Source organism: Nonomuraea sp. NBC_00507, from assembly GCF_036013525.1.
Lineage (GTDB): Bacteria > Actinomycetota > Actinomycetes > Streptosporangiales > Streptosporangiaceae > Nonomuraea.
In genome coordinates this window covers 2,091,441-2,110,600 of record NZ_CP107853.1, presented here as the reverse complement: position 1 = coordinate 2,110,600, position 19,160 = coordinate 2,091,441, and the positions used below count along the sequence as shown (strand labels likewise).

The following is a 19,160-nucleotide window of genomic DNA, read 5'->3' as shown; positions in this document are numbered from 1 at the left end:
GGGTTCCGGGGAAGGATGCCCGGCGGCTCCGGCCAGGCCAGTGTGATTTCCATGAACCGACTAGCCCGGACGGCCGCCGTCCTCGTCGTGGCCGTCCTGCTCGCCTCGTGTGGCGCGTCCACCACCACCGCCACGACCCCGGCGGCTGGCGGGCACTCGAGTCATTCCGGCCACAGCACCACATCCACGCCCACGGCCTCCCCGCTCCGGGCCGGCGAGCGGTTCGTCTCTCTGACGATGGAGGAGCCGTACACGCCGGGCCCGCCCAACGGCGGCACGGACGACTACCGGTGTTTCCTCATCGACCCGAAGCTGGCAAACCGGATGTTCCTGACCGGCGCCCAGTTCCAGCCCCAGAACACCGACCTCGTCCACCACGCCATCTTCTTCAGGCTCAACCCCGAGCAGGCCGCGAAGGCCCGCGAGCTCGACGCCGCCACCCCGGGCCCGGGCTACACCTGCTTCGGCGACTCGGGCGTCGACAATGCGTCATGGGTGGCCCACTGGGCGCCCGGAACGAACGAGACGCTCCTCGACGCGAAGTACGGATACGAGCTGCCGCCGGGCAGCCGGCTCGTCATGCAGGTTCACTACAACCTGCTGGGCGTGGCGGGCAAGCCGGGCACCGACCGTTCCGGGATCCGGCTGCGCCTCACCGAGCAGTCGCTGACGCCGCTCGAGACCGCGCTGTTCCCCGCCCCGGTCGAGCTGCCCTGCACGCCGAAGGAGTCGGGCCCGCTGTGCGACCGGGCCGCCGCGGTGAAGGACGTCATCGGCAGGTTCGGCAAGGAGATCGAGGACCAGCTGACCGAACTCGCCGAGTTCTGCCGCCCGGCCGAGCCGGGCCCCACGCAGCACTGCGACCTGCCCATCGGGGGCCCCGCCACCGTCCACGCCCTGGCCGGCCACATGCACCTGCTCGGCCGCGCCATCAAGGTCGAGCTCAACCCCGGCGCGCCCGGGGCCCGCACACTGCTGGACGTCCCCGATTACAACTTCGACGACCAGTCGCTGCGCGTACTCCCCAAGCCCGTCCAGCTCAAGAAGGGCGACGTCGTCCGGGTGACCTGCACCCACGACGCCGGCCTGCGCGCCCTGCTGCCGCAACTCCAGAAGCAGCCGCCCCGGTACGTGGTGTGGGGCGACGGCACCAGCGACGAGATGTGCCTCGGCATCGCCATTGTGTCCCTCGCCTAGGACCCGTAGACCACCGAGAGGAACCGCACCAGCACCGCCTTAGCCCACGTACCGCTAGCCGTCGGGCGCGTCCCGTGGCTCACCGTCGAGGCTGTAGAACACCCGGTCAGGGTGTGGTGGCGGTCGCGCGCTCTGCACCAGGTCCTCGGCCGCGTGCTGATCGCCACCGGCGAGCAGGAACCGGAGCCGCATGAGTGCGGGACGCCGCGCCGCCGCCTCGCTATGCGCCTGAATCCGGAGAATCCAGCAGCCCCAGGCTGTCCTGCTCACCCCGGCGCCGGATGACGTCGTTGATCGCCTCGGTCACTTCCTGCCGACTGTAGGCGCCCTCGGGCAGCTCGTTGAGGTGCGCGAGCAGGTCGGCGGGCAGGTTCACGTGTTCGGACGCCGCCGCGTACACCTCCCGGATCGCGACCCGGTCACGCTCGCCGAACGCCTCGTCGATGGCCTGCCGCAGCTCGTCAAGCACTGCGTGATCACTCATGTCCACATCTCCCCTCCACCGTGAGCAAGTCTCTGATCTGTTCCATCACCATGCCCACGGATACGTCGATCACCCACGACGGGTCATGCGGGCAACGCTCCGCCCGCGGGTCCACGCCGCCGGCGCCGCACACCGGACACGCCGTGGTCCACGAGATCAGCGGCCGGTGCCGGGTCCTGGACATCGGCCCGTGGTTGATGAGGTTGCCGCACCAGTAAATGGCGACCGTGGGCGTGCCGACGGCGGCGGCCAGGTGCCGGGGGCCGGTGTCGTTGGCGATCACCAGGTCGCAGCGCTCGTAGAGCGCGGCCAGCCCGCCGAGGCCGAACGTGCCCACGGCGGGGATGGCCGGGCGGCGCATGGCGGCCACCACGCCCTCCACCAGGTCCCGCTCCTTGTCCGTGCCCGTGACGACGACGGGCCGGTCGAGCCGGTCGGCGACGGCGGCGAAGCGCTCCACCGGCCACCGGCGGCGCGGATCGTTCGCCCCCGGGTGCACGGCGACCAGCCCCGGCGGCGGTTCGCCGAAGACGCGAGCCAGCTCGCCCCGGTCCTCGCCGGTGACCGCCAGGCGGGGCTCCAGCCCGTCCGCGACCCCACTGACCAGGGCGGCGACCTGCAGGAAACGCAGCGTCTCGTGGTGGTAGTCCGTGTACGGCACCCAGCGGTCGAGCCCCTCGGCGTCCGGCGCCCGCAGTCCGGCCGTCACCCGCGCCCCCAGCCGCCGGATGAACGGGTTGGAGAACCGGCCACCGCCGTGGATCTGCACCGCCAGGTCGAAACCGCGCTCCCGCAGCCGCTCGCAGAGCTCGTCGGGCGCCGGGTGCCCGCGTTCCGACGTCGAGACGCCCGAGATCGGCGGCAGCGCCACCACGTCGTCCACGGGCCCTGGCCGCCCGGTGAGGAACTCGGCGTGCCAGGCGGTGCCGAGCAGGGTCAGCCGGGCACCGGGGTAGGCCCGCTTGAGCGCCTCCAACGCCGGCACGGCCAGCAGGTAGTCGCCGATCGCGTTGGCTCTCAGCACCGCGATCCGCTCCACGCCGTCGACCAGGTCCGAGCAGCCGTGCATAGCCGCCCGGCTACCCCAGGACATCCCCTCCATACCTGGCGCGGGGTTCAGCCTCATGGGTTTGAGCAGAGCTTTCACAGGTACTCGCTCCTCATGGGCACCGCGAACGAGAAGACCGTCAACGCCGTGGTCGTGGGCGACGTCATGCTGGACTCGTGGCTGCTCGGCTCGGCGAAACGGCTGGCTCAGGAGGCTCCGGTGCCCGTGATGAGCCTGGAGGCGACCGAGAACGCGCCGGGCGGCGCCGCCAACACGGCGGCCAACCTCGTGGCGCTCGGGGCCCGCGTCCGGCTCGTCGGCGTCGTGGGCGACGACCCGCCCGGTGACGAGCTGGTGCAGTCGCTGCGCCTGCTCGGCGTGGAGACGGACCTGGTGACCGTGCCCGGGCGGCGTACCGCGCACAAGCGGCGGCTGGTCGCCAGCGGCCAGCTCACGGCCCGCTACGACGAGGAGGACCACGACGTCCTCCCCGCGGAGGCCGAGTGCGAGCTGCTGCGACGGGTGACGGCGGCCGTGGGCCGAGCCGATGTGGTGGTGGCCTGCGACTACGGCGGCGGCGTGTGCACGCCCGCGGTGCGCCGGGCGCTCGCCGAGGTCGCCCTGCTGGTGGTGGACGCGCACGCGGTGGCGTCGTGGCGGGAGTGCGCGCCGGCCGCGGTGCTGCCCAACTACGCCGAGGTCGTACGCCTGCTGGGCGACGAGGACGGAGAGGTGGACCGGCCGGCGTACCTGATGGCGCGCAGCGACCGGCTGCTGGAGCTGACCGGCGCCGAGATCGTGGTGACCACGCTCGACGGCGAGGGCACACTGCTGCACAGGAGCGGCTGCCCGCCGTATCGGACCTACGCGCAGCCCGCGCCGCAGCACATGACCACGGGCGCGGGCGACACCTACACCGCGGCCTTCGCGCTCTGGCTCGCGGACGGTGCGTCGCCGGAGGAGGCGGCGCAGGCGGGCCAGGCCGCGGCCGGCGTCGTCGTACGCCGCTCGGGCACCGCCATCTGCACGCGGCACGACCTGCTGCATGCCCTGCGCCGCCGCGAGGGCGCGGTGCAGACTCCCGAGCGGCTGGCCCGGCTGCTGGATGAGCACCGGCGCAGGGGCGAGCGGGTCGTGTTCACCAACGGCTGCTTCGACGTGCTGCACCGGGGGCACGTGACCTATCTGGAGCAGGCGGGGCAGCTCGGCGACGTGCTGGTGGTGGCGGTCAACAGCGACGCGAGCGTGGCCCGGCTGAAGGGCTCGGGGCGGCCGGTCAACCCGTGTGAGGACCGCATGTCGGTGCTCGCGGCGCTGAACGACGTGGACTACGTGGTCGAATTCGACGAGGACACCCCGGAGCGGCTGCTCAGAATGATCCGCCCCGAGCTCTATGTCAAAGGCGGCGACTACACACCGGAAATGCTGGAGGAGGCGCCGCTGGTGCGCGCGCTGGGCGGCGAGGTGCGGGTGCTCGGCTACGTTCCCGACCGCTCGACCACCGCCATCATCGGCCGCGTGAAATCGTTGCCCGAGCGACTCCTGCCGCCCGATGCGTGAGCGGGCGAGAGTGGCTTATGCCGTAAAGAGTCGCAAGGGGTTGGGCACGGGCACGCACCGCATCGCCTCTCCAGCCGCGTCCGTCCAGCGCAGCAGGAGATTGGCCTTGGCCGGAATGTGCGTGCTGGAGAGCAGCGTCCGCACGTCCTCCGGATCGCCGTGATCCCGCCCGGCGCCTTTGAACACGGCCCTCGCCCGCGCCCACAACTCCTCCCACAGCCGCGGATGGCGCTCTGCGACCGCCCCGGCGAGCTCGTAGAGGTTGTTGGTCACCAGGCAGTAGACCAGCCGCTCCCAGCCGTAGGAAGGGCTCACCAGGCCCGAGCCTGGGATCTCGGGATGACGCTCCGCGACGACCCTGACGCCTTCGTGATCACGGTAGAGCGCCTGAGCGGGCAGGCCGTGCTCGTCCACCGCGACGAGCACGTTCTGCAGGTGGCATTCGAGCACGATCCCGTGGCGGAGGTACGCGTGCAGAACCGGCGGCACCAGGTGCTCCAGGTACCGTTCCCACCACAGCAGCGCCCGGTCCTCATCCAGGCCGTCGAGCGGGTTGCCGGGGAAGCCCTCGCTGATCCCCGCCGCCATCAGCGCGGTCAGTCCCGGGCGCACGTGCTCGCGCAGCCCGTCCCTGACGATCACGGCCAGCGCCTCGCCCCCGTCCCCGCCCAGCTCCGCGCTGCGGTATCCGCGGTCGCGCAGCACGGCGGGCCGGGGCACATGCTCGGGCAGGCCGTCGAAGGCGCCGTCGACCAGGTCGGCGACCGCGCTCAGCCGGCGCAGGTCACGCAGCCACAGGCGGCGAACATCGTTCGTGATCCGCACGTCCAGGCTGAACTTGCAGAACAGGTCGAGCTCCGGCAGGTAGACCGTGCGGATCGACGCGGTCGGCACGGCGACGGCCGCCGTGGCGCCCAGCTGACGCAGCCGCCCGCCGCGCAGGCCGCCGAGCAGCTCCACCTGCCAGGGGTGCGCGGGCAGCAGCGCCACGCCATCGCCCGGGAGCGGGCCCAGCCGATCGAGCGCGCTCACCTCCCCCTCCTCCACCAGGACCTCGGCGGGCACGCCGAGCAGCGGCAGGGCGAAGCTCGCGTGCGCCTCCGGCGCGTAACGCAGCCACTCCTCCGGACCCGCGCCACCGCGGGCCTTGGGCGCGGGGTGGTAGCGATGCCCGGCGACGAGGGCCTGTTCGGAGCGCACGTACGGGTCCGCGGGCGGCGCGGCGGCCTGTCTGGCGGCCAGCAACGCGGCCGCGACGTCCCGGCTGTGGGCGATCTCGGCGGGCAGCACGTCGTTGTCCACTCCGGTGCTCGCGCGGAGTTCCGCCGCCGCCAGCGCGATCAGGTCGTCCAGCGACACCGGCAGCCAGCCGTCGGGCGTGCGGAGCTCCGGCTCGGCCGGGAAGCGTTTGCCGTGGACGCGCAGCACGCGGCCGGTCGCGGCGAGGGCGAATGTCCCAGGATCCGGGCCCGGGCGGGCCGTCTCGCGGAGCAGGCAGTTGAGCAGCGCCGTAACCGCGAGGGCCGCGGCGACCGTCCGTGCCTCTCGCTCAGGCCCAGGGGACGGGAGCTCCGTGGATGCCATGGCGACCTTTTCTTACCATTTATGCCTATTAATGCCCATGGGCTAGATACCCAGGATATTTCTGGAAATAGTGTGAAATATGGGGCTGCTTGAGGAGCAGTTCGCGGCCGAGCTGGCCGTTGTACGTCCTGATCTGTCGGCGTCCTACGCCGCGGCGCTTCCGGACGCGCGAGCCGCCGTGCTCGGTCGCCTGTGGCGCAGCCTCCTCCACGAATCCCTCCCCGGCGTGGCCGCATCCCCGGGTGAGGGGTCCCCCGGCTCTCCTGCCGGGCAGGCCGTTGTGGTGTTGTCCGACGGGCGGCGGATGGCCGGGCCGGCGCGGCTGCCGTACGACCTGGGCGGCGTACCCGCCCTGTGGCTGGACGGCCGCCCCTGGACGCACCCTGCCGACCTGCTGGCCGCGCTCCGGCTGCCCGGGGCCGTGCGGCTGGTCGAGGATCTGGACAACAGCGTCGCCTCCCTGGCCCTGTCCCGGGCGAGCGCCGCCACGCAGCCCCCGGCGACGACCGCCACGCCGGAGTACTACGAGCAGAGTGTGGTCGACGGTCACCCTTACCATCCGTGCTGCCGCAACCGCCCGGGTGTCTCGGTGGCTGAGCAGCTGGCGTACATGCCGGAGCACCGCCCCGTCGTCGCCCTGGACCTGGTCGCGGTGCCCGCGGCGGACTGCCTGGTCTCGGGTCCGTGGCCGGCCTCGCTCACCGACGGCGACCGGCTGCTCCTGCCCGTGCACCCGTGGCAGACCCGGCACGTGCTGCCCGACCTGGGCCTGCGGCCGTACGCGCTGGGTGCGATCCCGGCACACCCGCTGATGTCCGTACGCACCCTCGCCCCGCTCGACGGCGGCCCGCATTTCAAGACGGCGTTCACCACCCGCATGACCTCGGACGTCAGGGACATCTCCCCCGGCTCGATCCGCGACTGCGTGGCGCTGTCCGACGTGCTCACGGACCTGTCGGCGCGACTGGGCGGCCGCCTGCACATGGCCCGCTACCTGGCCGGGGCCGCCGCCACGGCCAAGGGCGAGCTGAGCGCCGACGTGTCGGCCATGCTGCGCGAGCCGACGCCCGCCGTCACCCGAGGCGGCGTCGTGCTGCCGGTCGCGGCCGTCGCCCGGGAGATGGTCCGCGACCCTGCCGAGTGGCTGGCGGTGTTCGCCCGCCTGGCCCTGGCCGGCGCTCTCGGCCTGCTGGCGCTCGGCGCGGCGCTGGAGGCGCACGGTCAGAACCTGCTGATCGTGATGGACGGAGTTCGCGGCCTGCCCACCCGCCTGGTCTACCGGGACCTCGCCGACGTCCGGCTCAGCCCCGCCAGGCTGACGCGCAACGGGATCGAGGTCCCGCCGGTCAGCGACAGGCTGCTCAGCGACGACCCCGCCGTCCTGCACGCCAAGCTGTACGGCTCACTCGTCGGCACCACGTTCGGCAGCCTGATCTCCCTCTTCTGCGCGGGCGACCGGGCCGCCGAGTCACGGCTGTGGGCCGTCGTGGCGGGCGCCGCCAGGGAGGCGTTCGACGCGCTCCCGGACGGTCCGGACGTGCGGGCCGACCGCGACGCCCTGTTCGGCCCGCACCTCACGGTGAAGGCACACCTGCGTGCGCAGCTGGACGGCGCGCCACCGGGCGACAGCTGGACGAAAGTGCCCAACCCGCTCTACGCGATCTAGGGCGCCAGCTCGGCGATGGGGATGCGGCGGAAGGCGATGCTCTCGTACGGGCCGAAGCTCCCGGTCTCGAACAGCAGGCCCACCGTGTCTGCGTCCACCCTGACCAGGTCGGAGTAGGCCGCAGGCAGCCCGGACACCGTGTGCGCGACCCGCCAGGTGACGCCGAGGTCGTCGCTGGCGCGTACCGTCATCATCGCCCGCGCGTCGGGCGCCGCGGGGCCCGAGAACAGCAGCACGTCCGGCGAATCGCACCACAACACGCTGCCTTCGACCACCGGGCCGACCAACGCCGCCTGGGGGCGGAACGGCTGCTCCAGCGTCTGACCGCCGTCGGCGGAGTACGCGTCGGCCCTGGTGCCGGGGGCGGTCGAGTCGGTGCGGGTATTGACGTAAACGCGCCCGTCGGGCAGCTCGGTGGCCGTGGTCTCGTTGACGTTGACGTAGCCGTCCGGATTGTCGTCGACGTAGCCGATGCGCCAGGTCTGGCCGCCGTCGTCGCTGAGCACCGAGTGGCCGCCGTTGTACTTGCCCTCGGTCCCGTTGTCCTGACCGCTCGGGGGCAGCGAGTGATTGGCGGGGACCACGATCCGCCCCGTGTGCTGCCCGCGCCGCAGCTCGATCGCGTGCCCGGGCGTGGTCGCGTACCAGCGCCACTCCGGCCGCTTCGCGGTGCCGGTGATCTCGCGAGGAGCCGGCCAGGTGACCCCGTCGTCCTCGCTGACCTGCACGAACACCCGCCGTCCATCGGCCGCGGACACCTGGCCGCGCCGGATCTTCTCCTCGGTGGCCGACGGCCCCTGCCGGACGAACACCAGGACGATCCGCCCGTCGGCCAGCGCCACCGGAGCCGGGTTGCCCGCGGTGCCGCGCCGCGGCTCCGTGGCGATCACCTGCAGGGCGCCCCAGGTCCGGCCGCCGTCCGTCGAGCGCTTGAGCACCAAGTCGATGTGTCCGGAGTCGCCGCCCGAGGCGCGCCGTCCCTCCGCGAAAGCCAGCACGGTGCCCGCCCGCGTGACGACCGCCGCGGGGATCCGGTAGGTGTGGTAGCCGTCCGTGGCCCGACTGTAGGGCACCGACGTGGGATAACGATCCGCCATGCCGGAACGCTACGGCCCGCGGGTTAACGACGCCCGACGCCTGGCCTACGTGAAGACGAATGAGGCCATGGGTGGAGGAGCGACACCTGTGCCGCTGAGGAGCCTGGCTCCTCAGCGGCACGGGGTTCCGGGGTCATCCGGCGAAGACGATCACGTTGTCTTGGTAGCTGCGGCGCTGACGGTCGAACGCGCCGCCGCAGGTGATCAGCCGGAGCTGGGTGCCCCCGCCTGAGCCGTAGACCTCCTTGTCCGGGATGCGGTTCTTCGGATAGCGGGACAGGCGGTTCACCACGAACGTGACCGTCGTGCCGTCGGCGCGGTCGACGTGGACACGGTCGCCCTTGCGCAGCTGGCGCAGGCGGTAGAACACCGCCGGGCCGGTGGTCGAGTCGACGTGGCCCGCGATCACGGCGACGCCCTGCTCGCCTGGCTCCGGTCCCGCCTTGTTCCACCCCACGCGGTCGAACTGCTTGGGGGCGATCAGGCGGTTCCCGGCGTCGAGCCGCAGCGGGATCACCCTGGTGGAGACGCCGATGGCGGGGATGCGTAACCGCACAGGATTGGCGACGTCGGCCCGGCGGGGCGCGGCATCCGACGTGCCCGAGTCGGGCACCGACACCGGGCGGGTGTCCCCGCCTCGAGCCGCCGTCCCGTCGTGCGTTGAGGTCGCCGCCCTGTCGTGGGCGGGGCTCGCCGCCTCGCGGGGCGCCGGTGCGGCGGCGCATCCTCCGGCCGCCGCGACCAGCGCGCAGGTCGCCAGGAACGCACGCACGGTCTCAGCTGCCCGCGAAGAAGGCGCGCCGCACCCAGTACGCCCCCACGGCCAGCAGCCCGGCGCCTGCCAGACTCAGCGGCAGCACGGGAACCGACCCGCCGTCGGCGCTCCCGGTCTCAGCGGTCCCGCCGAGACCGGTGTCCACCCCGCCTCGCGGAGCCCCATCGTCGTCATCGTCGTCACGCGACGCGCCACCCACGCCGGTGTCGATTCCGCCTCGCGGAGCCCCGCCGTCATCGTCATCGTCGTCGTCACGCGACGCGCCGCCGACACCCGTGTCGACCCCGCCTCGCGGAGCCCCGCCGTCGTCGTCGCCGCCATCGTCGTCATCATCACCGCCGTCGTCGTTGCCGCCATCGTCATCGTCGTCGTCCGCGGTGGTGGTGACGTGGACGGCGGCGGGGGCGGCCGCCGCCTGGGCGCTCGTGGTCACGAAGACCGCGCTGGTCGCGCCCAGCCCGAGCGCGACCGCGACCGCGAGCAGGATCCGCCGTATTGCCTGGCCCATGTGAGTCCCCTTCTGACGTCCGCCGCGGCCTCTCCGCGGCTGACCTCAGCCTCCAAGGCGGCCGTTGGGCCACTATGAGGTCGAGATGACAGGTCTCTCACCCGGCCACGGCGGGGTCGCGCGGTGTGCGAGAACCCAGGCGTGAAAGAGTGCGAATCACGAACGAGTGCTTCTGGAGGCAGGGGTGGCTGACGAGTTCGACGTCATCGTGGTCGGCGCTGGTCCCGCCGGCGAGAACGTCGTGGATCGGGCCGTACGCGGCGGCCTGACGGCGGCCGTCGTCGAGGAACGGCTGGCCGGTGGCGAATGCTCCTATTGGGCGTGCGTGCCGAGCAAGGCGCTGCTGCGGCCGATCGACCTGGCGGGCGAGGTGAGCCGCGTGCCCGGGCTCTCGCTCGGCGAGATCGACGTCGCGGCCGTGCTGGCCCACCGGGACGAGGCCGTCTCGCGGTACGACGACACCGGCCAGGTGGGGTGGATCGAGAGCGTGCCGGCCGAGTTCGTACGAGGCCGCGGCCGGCTCGACGGCCCCAAGCGGGTCCGCGTGACCACGGAAGACGGCGCCGAGCGGGTGCTGACCGCCAGGCAGGCCGTGGTGCTGGCCACCGGCAGCAGGGCGGCCGTGCCGCCGGTGCCGGGCTTGGCCGAGGCCGACCCGTGGACCAGTCACGAGGTGACCGCGGCCACCGCGATCCCGGAGCGGCTGGCCGTGCTCGGCGGCGGGGTGGTGGCCTGCGAGATGGCGCAGGCCATGCATGGGCTCGGCGCCCGGCAGACCACCGTGCTGGTCCGCGGCGGCGGGCTGCTGGGCAGGATGGAGCCGTTCGCGGGTGAGATGCTCGCCGAGTCGTTCGCGGAGGCCGGGATCGACGTGCGGACCCATACCGACGTGGTCAGGGTCGAGCGGCCCGAGCCCGGCGGGAAGGTGACGGTGCACCTGCCCGAGGAGCCGCCGCTCGAGGCCGACGAGCTGCTGGTGGCCACCGGCCGCCGGCCCGCCACCCGCGACCTGGGGCTCGGCTCGGTGGGGCTGGCCGACGGCAAGTACGTCGAGGTGGACGACAGCATGCGGGCGACCGGCGTCCCCGAAGGCTGGCTGTACGCCGTGGGCGACGTCAACGGCCGGAACCTGCTCACCCACATGGGCAAGTACCAGGCCAGGCTCTGCGGCGACGTGATCGCGGCGCGGGCGCGCGGCGACGAGCTTCCCGCGATGCGCGACCTGGCCGACGGCTACGGCGCGCCGCAGGTGGTCTTCACCGACCCCCAGGTGTGCGCGGTGGGCCGCACCGAGGCGGCGGCCAGGCAGGAGGGCTTCCGCGTCCGCGTGGTGGACTACGACATGGGGCGGGTCACCGGGGCCTACCTGCTGGGCGACGGCTATCGCGGACGGGCCAGGGCCGTCGTGGACGAGGACAGGAAGGTGCTGCTCGGCGTCACGTTCGCCGGTCCGGGCGCGGCGGAGCTGCTGCACGCCGCCACGATCGCGGTCACCGCGGAGGTGCCGCTCGACCGGCTCTGGCATGCTGTGCCGTCGTTCCCGACCGTCAGCGAGGTGTGGCTGCGCCTGCTGGAGACGTACGGGCTGTAGGCCGCTTCAGCAATCCCCGCGTTCGCGCCCGCCCGTCTGGATGATGACGGGCAGGCGGCTCGGCGCGGGGCTAGCGGATTCCCCCGACTGCATCATCAACTCCGCCACGGTCTCCTCGACGTTGGCGCGTAGTTCCACGTGCGACAGCAGGTCCGTCAGCCGCAGCACGGAAAGCAGGTGATCGGAGGGCCTGACCAGGATGATCCGTCCGCTGTCCCCCTCCTCCTCCATGCGCTGCATCGCCATCGCCAGCACGCCGATGACGGAGGAGTCGTAGAAATCCAGGTCGGCCAGGTCGAACACGAGGACGGGCCCGTCCGACCAGTCCCACACGGCGTTGATGCAGGCGCTGAACCGGACCCGTCCCGCATGGTCGAGCTCACCGCTGGCACGCACGACAGTGCACTGGACATATCGGGTCGTCTCGATGCGCAAGCCGTTCCTGCTCACGCCTTCTCCCCTGCCCTCAGAGCGGCGTTATCACAGGGTGATCACCCTTTTTCCCGGCCCATTAAGCCTCGCGGTGCCCCGGCTTACTAGTGCGAGGTGCCCGACTCCAGCGTGGGGATGACGCCCGGGACGGCCCCGACCATCACCAGCAGCGGCGACCGGGCGGGGCTGGGCAGCTCCAGCTCGGTGATGTTGCCCTGCACCCGCCGCTTGGCCCGGCCCATGTCGCCGTCCCTGACGCTGAGGATCCGCACCACCGTCGGCGCTGCCGACCGCATGAGCTTCCTGGTGGCGTGGCGCAACCAGCGCAGCTCGCTGTTGATGCGCCGCCACGTCGCGGGGATGACGCTGGCCGGCTCCGCTCTCGTGCCCAGCCGGAGCGTGATGAGGCCGCTCGACCCGAACGCGCCCGGCAGCACCGGGTTGATCACGAACATGCCCGAGCGCAGCTGGCGTGCGCCCTGCCTGTTGACGTTCGCCAGGCCGCCGGCACTGATCAGCGAGTACAGCTCACAGCGGCATCCGTCGAGCGTGTCGGGGTCGAAGTCGGCCGGCGGCACCTCCTCGAACACGATCTTGTCGAGCCGCAGCCCCGCCACGCCGTCACGCATGAGGCGCCCGCCCACGATCTGGCGCAGCTCCTCGCTGACGCCGTCGCCCTCCATGATGTCGAGCGCCTCGATGCAGATCAGCCCGTCGTCGGGGATCTCCTCCGCCGGCAGGTCGAAGGCCACCTGGGCCTGCGCCCTCCGGCCACGCAGCAACACGCACTGGCGCAGCTGCCCCTGGGAGCGGATCTGGATCAGCCGCGGCAGCGAGCTCACCGGCTCGGTGCTGCCGTTGTGCCAGTCGGTCACCGACCGCTCGTCCACCGACAACGACATCCGCACCCGCAGCGGGCGGCCCTGCGCGGCGATCTTGAAGCCGGCCAGCCCCGACGTCTCGAACCGGCCCACGATCTGCGTGCCCCGATGCAGCCGGTCGGTCACCTGCAACGCGGCGACCTGGCCGCTGAGCACGTGCGCGGGCGGTATCGCCGGAAGGACCATCTGGTCGAGATCGGTGGCGGATCCTACGCTGCTCATCTCGTGCTCCTCACGGGGGTCAGAATGGTGGACAGCCCTGCCGGGTGATGGAAGTCGAAACGGGTGAGCAGGGGGTCACGCCGTTCCCACATGCGGTGGACCGCGCCGAAGAGCGGGTCGCCGTCGCGCTCCACGTACCGCAGGTTGACCCCCAGCACCCGCGCGTAGTCGTCGCCATGCGCCCAGTGCGGCAGGAGCTGGGTGGGCACGTCGCCGCCGCAGCGGCGCATCCAGAGCCACAGGCGGGCGCGCTCGCGCTGCTCGGGGGTGAGGATGGTGTCGCCCTTGGCGTGCCTGGCGATGGACTCGTCCAGTAGCTGCCGGAGCTCGGACGGCGTGCGCGAGACGTGCGTGGCGCCGCACTCGGCCCCTTCGGACCAGCCTGCCTGGATGACGGGGATGCCGAAGGCCGGCAGCTCGATGTCGCCGAACGCGACGGCGACGTCGGTCAGGCTCCACAACATGTTCGTGGACAGCGTGTCGGCCACGTGCTTCATCCGGGCGTGGGCGCCGCCGACCGGGTCGAGGAACAACCAGTTGGCCCACTCATCGGACGTGGCGTAGTGCGCCGTCGTCTCGAACAGCTCCGTGTCCTCGCCGGGCTTGTGGCCGAACACGGCGACCGTGGGCAGGCCGGGATCGAGCCCCAGCCGGGCGCAGCCGTAGCTACGCAGCTGGCGGCGCTCGGTGTCGGTGCGGACCTGGTAGCCGCATTTCGCCTGCCAGGCCGAACGTTCCACGCTGGGCCTGATCAGGTCGCGGTGCGGCCAGACGTACTGCTCGAAGAACGCGGCGACCTGGCCGGGCAGCTCCTCCTGGAAGGAGCTCGCCCCGTCCGCGGGGAACAGCGCGTACGCCTGCAGCGTGCCTGTGCCGGTCACGTGCACGACCGGGATCTCCCTGGGCATGCCGCGGTCCACCCGGTCGGTGACCAGTGCGAGGGGCGGCGTCTCCGGCTGCAGGTCGCGGGCCGCCCCGAACACCTCGCCCAGCTGCCGCGCCTCCGTGTCGCCCAGCACGACCAGCCGCGCCGTGGCCGCCCCGCAGAGGGCCTTCGCGACCAGGAGCGTGCGTGCCACGGCTCTGATGTCCTGGTCGTACACCTCCGCCACGATGCATCTGTCACCGCTGGGGCTCTCCGCCCAGTGCGTACGAGCAGCGCCGAGCAGACGATCGAAGTGTCCGCCATCTCCGACACGACGCATGAGACCCTCCACCGAGGCCAGGAAGATATTCCCTGGTAGACGTTGCCAGAGCGGCGTGCGTTCGCCCGTGCCCTCACACGCTTCTTTGCCGACGCCTGACCGAAGCCGTGGCCGCGCCTGACAGGCGATCAACAAGATGTGCTGGAAATCACCACATCGAGGGCGAACAAACCGGCTCCCCCGGAGGTCCAAGCTTTTACATGGAGCACGCCACGGGCGGGTTTAGGATGCACCCTATTGCCCGAGATTGCTCTCGAGATCACTCCAGAAGGTGGGGAATTTTCGCATGGGTTCCCGTGTGTCGAGTATCGCGCGCCTGACCGCGGCCGCGGCAGCAGCCGGGGTGGTGGCCGCCGCCATCGCGCTGCCCGCGGTCGGAGGCACCGGAGCGATGTTCGTCTCGGCATCCGAGGACCTGGGCATCAAACCCGAGGAGCTCAAGGAGCCCCCGCTGGCGGAGCGGACGACCGTGCTCGATGCCCAGGGCAACGAGATCGCGTGGTTCTACGAGGAGTACCGCGAGAACGTCACGCTCGACAAGGTCGCCGACGTCATGAAGACGGCGATCATCTCCATTGAGGACTACCGCTTCTACGAGCACGGCGCGATCGACATCGAGGGCACCATCCGCGCCCTGGCCAAGAACCTCAGCTCGGGCGGCATCGCCCAGGGCGGCTCGTCCATCACGCAGCAGTACGTCAAGCAGGTGCTGCTCAACTCGGCGGCCACCGAGAAGGAGAAGAACGCCGCGCTCGAGGCCAGCTACGCGCGCAAGCTCAGAGAGCTGCGGTATGCGATGGCGGTCGAGGAGAAGTACACCAAGGACCAGATCCTGGAGAAGTACCTCAACATCGCGTACTTCGGCGCCAGCGCGTACGGAGTGGAGGCCGCGGCCAAGCGCTTCTTCGGCGTGAGCGCCTCCGAGCTGACCCTGGCGCAGGCGGCGACCCTGGCCGGCGCCGTGCAGGACCCCAACGCCACGGACCCGAACCTGGGCAAGGAGCAGCGGGAGCGGCTGCTGAACCGGCGCAACCTCGTGCTCGACACGATGGCCAAGCTGGGCAAGATCACTTCCGAGGAGGCCGCGGAGGCCAAGGCCAAGAAGCTCGGCTGGAAGGGCACCGACATCCCGGGTGGTTGCGGGGCCAGCGAATATCCGTACTTCTGCATGTACGTCCGCAACGAGGTCCTCACCAATCCAGTCTTCGCCAAAACGGCCAAGGCTCGGAGCCAGTTCCTCAACCGGGGCGGCCTGGAGATCACCACCACCCTCGACCCGAAGATGCAGAAGGCGGCCGAGGCGGCCATCAAGAAGCACGTGTTCGCCTCCGACAATCCGGTCGCCTCCGAGGCGCTGGTCGAGCCGGGCACGGGCGCGATCAAGGCCATGGCCTCCAGCCGCACGTACGGCACCAGCAAGCGCAAGAAGGAAATGTCATACAACGTGGTCGCCGACGCGGTGCACGGCGGCGGCACCGGTTTCCAGGCCGGCTCGACGTTCAAGACCTTCACGCTGCTCACCGCGCTCAAGCAAGGCATGAAGATCAACGACGGCCTGTCCGTCGGCAGCGGCTACCGCGCCCCCTACTACTCCTCGTTCAAGAACTGCAAGGGCGAGAACATCGGCGACCCCAGCCACACCGTCACCAACGACGAAGGCGGCGGCGGCTTCAAGTCGCTGGCGACCGGCACCTGGGGCTCGGTGAACACCTTCTTCATGGCGCTGGAGCAGAAGGTGGGCCTGTGCAACGTGATCAAGACGGCCCAGTCACTCGGGATCAAGCGGTCCGACGGCCAGAAGCTGCAGGAATACTCCACCTTCACGCTCGGCATCAACGAGATGGATCCGGTGACCGTCGCCAACGCCTACGCCGCGATCGGCGCGCGGGGCAAGTACTGCGCCCCCATGGCCATCACCTCGATCAAAGACCGCTACGGCAAGGTGACCGACTACAAGCCGAAGTGCAAGCAGGCGCTGGACCCTGAGGTCGCGGACGCGGCGGCGGACATCCTGTCCGGTGTGTTCACCAAGGGCACGATGCGCAGTGTGGGCGGCATCGGCAGGCCGGCCGCCGGCAAGACCGGCACCACGGACTCGCAGGCCACGGCCTGGTTCGCCGGGTTCACCCCGGACCTGGCGGGGGCGGTCAGCATCGGTGACCCGCGCGGCGCGCAGAAGTACAAGCTCAACTACGTCACCATCGGCGGCCGCTACTACAGCTCGGTCTTCGGCGCCTCGATCCCCGGTCCGATCTGGAAGGACACCATGATCGCCGCGCTGAAGGACGTCCCGGCGACGGACTTCACGCCGGTGAACAGCGCCCGCTTCGGCGGCTGCGGCCAGAGCTGCGCACCGGTGCAGCCCGAGCGCGAGGAGCCGGAGGCAGGCGACGACAACCCCTTCGAGATTCGCGTCGGCGGGGAAGACGACTGATCATTCGGGGGATTTCCACCATCCGGATACGACAAATCGGACATGAAATAGAGCGCTGATCACCGTCGGCACAAAAACCTCTGACGGCTACCAACGCCTCTAGCTCCGCAAATTCGGAGCCTGTCCGCACAATGGGACGCACTCCTTGCAAAGGCCCTATTAACAACGCCGAAACATTGGTACCTTGGGAGCGCTCCCAGCAACTTCCCGCGAGGTGCTCCATGACCGAGCAGCCCACACTGGCACAGGTGGCGGCCGCTGCAGGGGTTTCCCCCGCGACCGCATCCCGAGTCCTCACGGGCTCGGTGCGGGTCAGTACCTCGACCCGCCGCCAAGTCTACGACGCCGTCTCCCGCATGGGTTACGTCCGGCACCGGGCGCCCAGGGGAACGGCGGCCAAGACCATGGCCGATGGCGTCACGGCCGTGATCTGCGACCATCTGCCCCGTCTGTTCTCCGAACCCTACTATGCCAGGCTCCTGTCCGCCGCGGGCGCGGTGATCGCCGAGCACGGCACCCATCTCCAGGTCACCACCGTCACCCCCACGTCGTCGACCCTGCCCGCGTTATCCGGCGCGGTGCTCATCATCGGCGCCAGGGAACGCCATCCCCTGGCGATCAAACTATCCACGTCGGGCGTCCCGGTGCGCAACATCGGCCGCCCGCCCCACGACCTCAAGCTCCCGTACGCCGACGTCGACAACTACGACGGCGGCCGGCAGGCAGCCGAGCATTTCCTGCTCAGCGGCCGGAGGAACGTGGCCGCGATCGGCGGCCCACCATCCTTGCCTGCCGCCCGCGACCGGCTGGACGGGCTGGTCCGCACCCTGCAGGCGGCCGGCGCGCCGGACGTGCCGGTGGCCTACGGCGACTTCACCGCCGCCTCGGGCACCCATGCCATGCAGTGGCTGCTGCGCCACGCCCCAGGACTGGACGCCGTGTTCGTCGCCTCGGACCTGATGGCGGCGGGCGCGATCCAGGCGCTGCGCAGGGCCGGGCGCAAGGTGCCCGCGGACGTCGCGGTGATCGGGTTCGACGACGCCCCGGTCGCCAAGCACACCGTCCCCGCTCTCACCACGATCCGCCAGCCCGTCGAGGAGCTCGCCACGGTCGCCACCCGGCTGCTCCTCACGGGAGCCGCGGGCATCGATCCCGTCCTCCCCACGGAACTGGTCGTCCGTGAGTCGGCTTGAGCCGGGGGAGGTGCTGGCTCGGCGGTATCTGCTGCTGGATCCGCTGGCCCAGGGGGGCATGTCGGTCATCTGGCGCGCCTTCGATCAGTCACTGCATCGGATGATCGCGCTCAAGGTACTGACCGCGTCCTTGCACACCGATTGCGGCGAGCGGGTCAGCGTCCGCAGCGAGGCCCGCGCCGCCGCCCGATTCATCCACCCCGACACCATCGAGATCTACGACTACGGCGAGTGCGTCACCGCCAATGGCGCCGTCGCCGCCTACGTCGTGATGCCGCTGCTCGACGGCACACCGCTGGCCGAGCGCATCGAGGCGGGGCCGCTGCCGTGGACCGAGGCGGCCGGCATCGCACTGCGGCTGGCCCGGGTCCTCATGGCCGGGCACGCCCGCGGCCTGGTGCACCGGGACGTCACGGCCGAGAACGTGCTGCTCACCGCGGACGGGCCCAAGCTGCTCGACTTCGGCATCGCGGCCTGGGCGGGCGACCCGGAGGACGACCGGGGCACCCCGCCCTACGTCGCGCCGGAGCGCCTGCTCGGCGCGCCGACCCATCCCGCGGTCGACGTGTACGCCCTGGGTGTGCTGCTGCACACCATGCTCACGGGGCGGACGCCGTACCCGGAGACCACGTGGGAGGAGATCGAGGTCGCCCGCCGCACGTCTCCCCCGCCGCGGGTCCCCGGGGTGCCGCACGCGGTCGCCTCGCTCGGCCAGCGGTGTCTGGCGCACCGGCCGGAGGAGCGGCCCACGGCGGCGGACATCGTCGCCGAGCTGACCTCCGCGCTGGGCACGGCGACCCTCGGCCGGCAGCTCAAGCGCGGCTTGACGGTCGCGAGCTCCGCCGTGCTGACGCTCTCCGCGCTGCTGTGGTTCCAGCAGACGGGACTCCAGCAGCAGGGACTCCAGCTACCGGGGATGCGGCAGCAGGTGGACCAGGCCCTGGTGGAGCCGTCGGCATCCCCCACGGCCAGGTACATCGAGAGCAAGCCGGCCGCGGCGGTCACGGTCGACAAGGCGGTGGACGACTTCACGACCGTGCTGGAGGCCAGGACGCCGTGCGGCGCGACCGACGCCGACGTCGTGCTCGACCTCAAGCAGGTGCTGAACGGCACCGTGACGCCGCGGGGCCCGTACGAGACCACGACGGCCAACATCCGCAGGAAGTTGTCCGACCGCTGGCGGGAGGGCAGGCTCACACCCGCCTGCCTGAGTGAGCTCGAAGCCAGGCTGGACGACCTCGAATCCGCGCTCGAGCGCAATTGAAGGAGGGGTACGGCAGCAC

Annotated in this window: 17 protein-coding genes; 7 read left to right on the top strand and 10 right to left on the bottom strand. The window is 71.4% G+C overall.

Annotation, left to right across the window (positions count from 1 at the left end):
- The first annotated feature begins 51 nt into the window (after positions 1-51).
- Positions 52-1,197 carry a monooxygenase gene (locus OHA25_RS10775; protein ID WP_327587421.1) on the top strand — a complete coding sequence of 382 codons (1,146 nt, stop codon included), beginning with the start codon at positions 52-54 and terminating at the stop codon, positions 1,195-1,197.
- Between the two features lie 54 nt (positions 1,198-1,251).
- Here OHA25_RS10775 and OHA25_RS10770 read toward each other — a convergent pair whose 3' ends face one another.
- Genes OHA25_RS10770 through OHA25_RS10760 form a run of 3 tightly spaced genes read right to left on the bottom strand, consistent with a single transcriptional unit; the run spans position 1,252 to position 2,774 of the window.
- A complete protein-coding gene (locus tag OHA25_RS10770; protein WP_327587420.1) occupies positions 1,252-1,389 on the bottom strand; it encodes a hypothetical protein in 138 nt (45 codons plus the stop codon).
- Between the two features lie 28 nt (positions 1,390-1,417).
- Entirely contained in the window at positions 1,418-1,681 is a 264-nt protein-coding gene (locus OHA25_RS10765; protein WP_327587419.1) for a hypothetical protein, read from the bottom strand.
- Positions 1,674-2,774 carry a glycosyltransferase family 9 protein gene (locus tag OHA25_RS10760; RefSeq protein WP_327587418.1) on the bottom strand — a complete coding sequence of 367 codons (1,101 nt, stop codon included), beginning with the start codon at positions 2,772-2,774 and terminating at the stop codon, positions 1,674-1,676. Before OHA25_RS10760 ends, OHA25_RS10765 begins: the two co-directional genes overlap by 8 nt.
- 69 nt (positions 2,775-2,843) lie before the next feature.
- On the opposite strand from OHA25_RS10760, the gene rfaE2 reads away from it, so the two are divergent.
- Positions 2,844-4,289 (top strand): D-glycero-beta-D-manno-heptose 1-phosphate adenylyltransferase, encoded by a 1,446-nt coding sequence (gene rfaE2, locus OHA25_RS10755; RefSeq protein ID WP_327587417.1) that lies wholly within the window; start codon positions 2,844-2,846, stop codon positions 4,287-4,289.
- A gap of 15 nt (positions 4,290-4,304) precedes the next feature.
- Here the strand turns inward: rfaE2 and OHA25_RS10750 are convergent, their stop codons facing one another.
- On the bottom strand, positions 4,305-5,873 hold the full coding sequence (locus tag OHA25_RS10750) for an IucA/IucC family protein (protein WP_327587416.1): 1,569 nt from the start codon (positions 5,871-5,873) through the stop codon (positions 4,305-4,307).
- Positions 5,874-5,952: 79 nt separating this feature from the next.
- On the opposite strand from OHA25_RS10750, the gene OHA25_RS10745 reads away from it, so the two are divergent.
- Complete coding sequence (locus tag OHA25_RS10745; protein WP_327587415.1) at positions 5,953-7,539, top strand: IucA/IucC family protein; 1,587 nt, start codon at positions 5,953-5,955, stop codon at positions 7,537-7,539.
- Here OHA25_RS10745 and OHA25_RS10740 read toward each other — a convergent pair.
- From OHA25_RS10740 to OHA25_RS10730, 3 genes are all read right to left on the bottom strand, one after another.
- Complete coding sequence (locus tag OHA25_RS10740) at positions 7,536-8,636, bottom strand: sialidase family protein (protein ID WP_327587414.1); 1,101 nt, start codon at positions 8,634-8,636, stop codon at positions 7,536-7,538. The two genes, OHA25_RS10745 and OHA25_RS10740, sit on opposite strands and share 4 nt — an antisense overlap.
- Positions 8,637-8,769: 133 nt before the next feature.
- Complete coding sequence (locus tag OHA25_RS10735; RefSeq protein ID WP_327587413.1) at positions 8,770-9,408, bottom strand: class F sortase; 639 nt, start codon at positions 9,406-9,408, stop codon at positions 8,770-8,772.
- Between the two features lie 4 nt (positions 9,409-9,412).
- Positions 9,413-9,919: a hypothetical protein gene (locus tag OHA25_RS10730; protein WP_327587412.1), complete on the bottom strand. Its 507-nt coding sequence runs from the start codon at positions 9,917-9,919 to the stop codon at positions 9,413-9,415.
- 184 nt (positions 9,920-10,103) lie between these two features.
- Here OHA25_RS10730 and OHA25_RS10725 point away from each other — a divergent pair, with 184 nt between their 5' ends.
- Positions 10,104-11,510, top strand: coding sequence for a dihydrolipoyl dehydrogenase family protein (locus OHA25_RS10725; RefSeq protein ID WP_327587411.1), 1,407 nt, complete (start codon positions 10,104-10,106; stop codon positions 11,508-11,510).
- Positions 11,511-11,516: 6 nt separating this feature from the next.
- Here OHA25_RS10725 and OHA25_RS10720 read toward each other — a convergent pair whose 3' ends face one another.
- The 3 genes from OHA25_RS10720 to OHA25_RS10710 all read right to left on the bottom strand — a co-directional run bounded on the left by OHA25_RS10720 (position 11,517) and on the right by OHA25_RS10710 (position 14,250).
- The gene (locus tag OHA25_RS10720) at positions 11,517-11,960 is read right to left on the bottom strand and encodes an STAS domain-containing protein (RefSeq protein WP_327587410.1); all 444 of its coding nucleotides are present in this window, start codon (positions 11,958-11,960) and stop codon (positions 11,517-11,519) included.
- An 86-nt stretch (positions 11,961-12,046) separates the two neighbouring features.
- Positions 12,047-13,045: a hypothetical protein gene (locus OHA25_RS10715; protein WP_327587409.1), complete on the bottom strand. Its 999-nt coding sequence runs from the start codon at positions 13,043-13,045 to the stop codon at positions 12,047-12,049.
- Entirely contained in the window at positions 13,042-14,250 is a 1,209-nt protein-coding gene (locus OHA25_RS10710; RefSeq protein ID WP_327587408.1) for a hypothetical protein, read from the bottom strand. The genes OHA25_RS10715 and OHA25_RS10710 overlap by 4 nt, the downstream gene beginning before the upstream one ends.
- A gap of 298 nt (positions 14,251-14,548) precedes the next feature.
- On the opposite strand from OHA25_RS10710, the gene OHA25_RS10705 reads away from it, so the two are divergent.
- The 3 genes from OHA25_RS10705 to OHA25_RS10695 all read left to right on the top strand — a co-directional run bounded on the left by OHA25_RS10705 (position 14,549) and on the right by OHA25_RS10695 (position 19,141).
- Complete coding sequence (locus tag OHA25_RS10705) at positions 14,549-16,684, top strand: transglycosylase domain-containing protein (RefSeq protein ID WP_327587407.1); 2,136 nt, start codon at positions 14,549-14,551, stop codon at positions 16,682-16,684.
- A gap of 221 nt (positions 16,685-16,905) precedes the next feature.
- Positions 16,906-17,877, top strand: coding sequence for a LacI family DNA-binding transcriptional regulator (locus OHA25_RS10700; RefSeq protein WP_305924380.1), 972 nt, complete (start codon positions 16,906-16,908; stop codon positions 17,875-17,877).
- Positions 17,864-19,141, top strand: a complete 1,278-nt coding sequence (locus OHA25_RS10695; RefSeq protein ID WP_327587406.1) for a serine/threonine-protein kinase — start codon at positions 17,864-17,866, stop codon at positions 19,139-19,141. The genes OHA25_RS10700 and OHA25_RS10695 overlap by 14 nt, the downstream gene beginning before the upstream one ends.
- Positions 19,142-19,160 lie beyond the last annotated feature (19 nt).

Coding starts and splice junctions, on each gene's coding strand:
- OHA25_RS10775 (WP_327587421.1), top strand. CDS start 52: ATGAACCGACTAGCCCGGACGGCCGCCGTCCTCGTCGTGGCCGTCCTG.
- OHA25_RS10770 (WP_327587420.1), bottom strand. CDS start 1,389: ATGCGGCTCCGGTTCCTGCTCGCCGGTGGCGATCAGCACGCGGCCGAG.
- OHA25_RS10765 (WP_327587419.1), bottom strand. CDS start 1,681: ATGAGTGATCACGCAGTGCTTGACGAGCTGCGGCAGGCCATCGACGAG.
- OHA25_RS10760 (WP_327587418.1), bottom strand. CDS start 2,774: ATGTCCTGGGGTAGCCGGGCGGCTATGCACGGCTGCTCGGACCTGGTC.
- rfaE2 (WP_327587417.1), top strand. CDS start 2,844: ATGGGCACCGCGAACGAGAAGACCGTCAACGCCGTGGTCGTGGGCGAC.
- OHA25_RS10750 (WP_327587416.1), bottom strand. CDS start 5,873: ATGGCATCCACGGAGCTCCCGTCCCCTGGGCCTGAGCGAGAGGCACGG.
- OHA25_RS10745 (WP_327587415.1), top strand. CDS start 5,953: ATGGGGCTGCTTGAGGAGCAGTTCGCGGCCGAGCTGGCCGTTGTACGT.
- OHA25_RS10740 (WP_327587414.1), bottom strand. CDS start 8,636: ATGGCGGATCGTTATCCCACGTCGGTGCCCTACAGTCGGGCCACGGAC.
- OHA25_RS10730 (WP_327587412.1), bottom strand. CDS start 9,919: ATGGGCCAGGCAATACGGCGGATCCTGCTCGCGGTCGCGGTCGCGCTC.
- OHA25_RS10715 (WP_327587409.1), bottom strand. CDS start 13,045: ATGAGCAGCGTAGGATCCGCCACCGATCTCGACCAGATGGTCCTTCCG.
- OHA25_RS10710 (WP_327587408.1), bottom strand. CDS start 14,250: ATGCGTCGTGTCGGAGATGGCGGACACTTCGATCGTCTGCTCGGCGCT.
- OHA25_RS10700 (WP_305924380.1), top strand. CDS start 16,906: ATGACCGAGCAGCCCACACTGGCACAGGTGGCGGCCGCTGCAGGGGTT.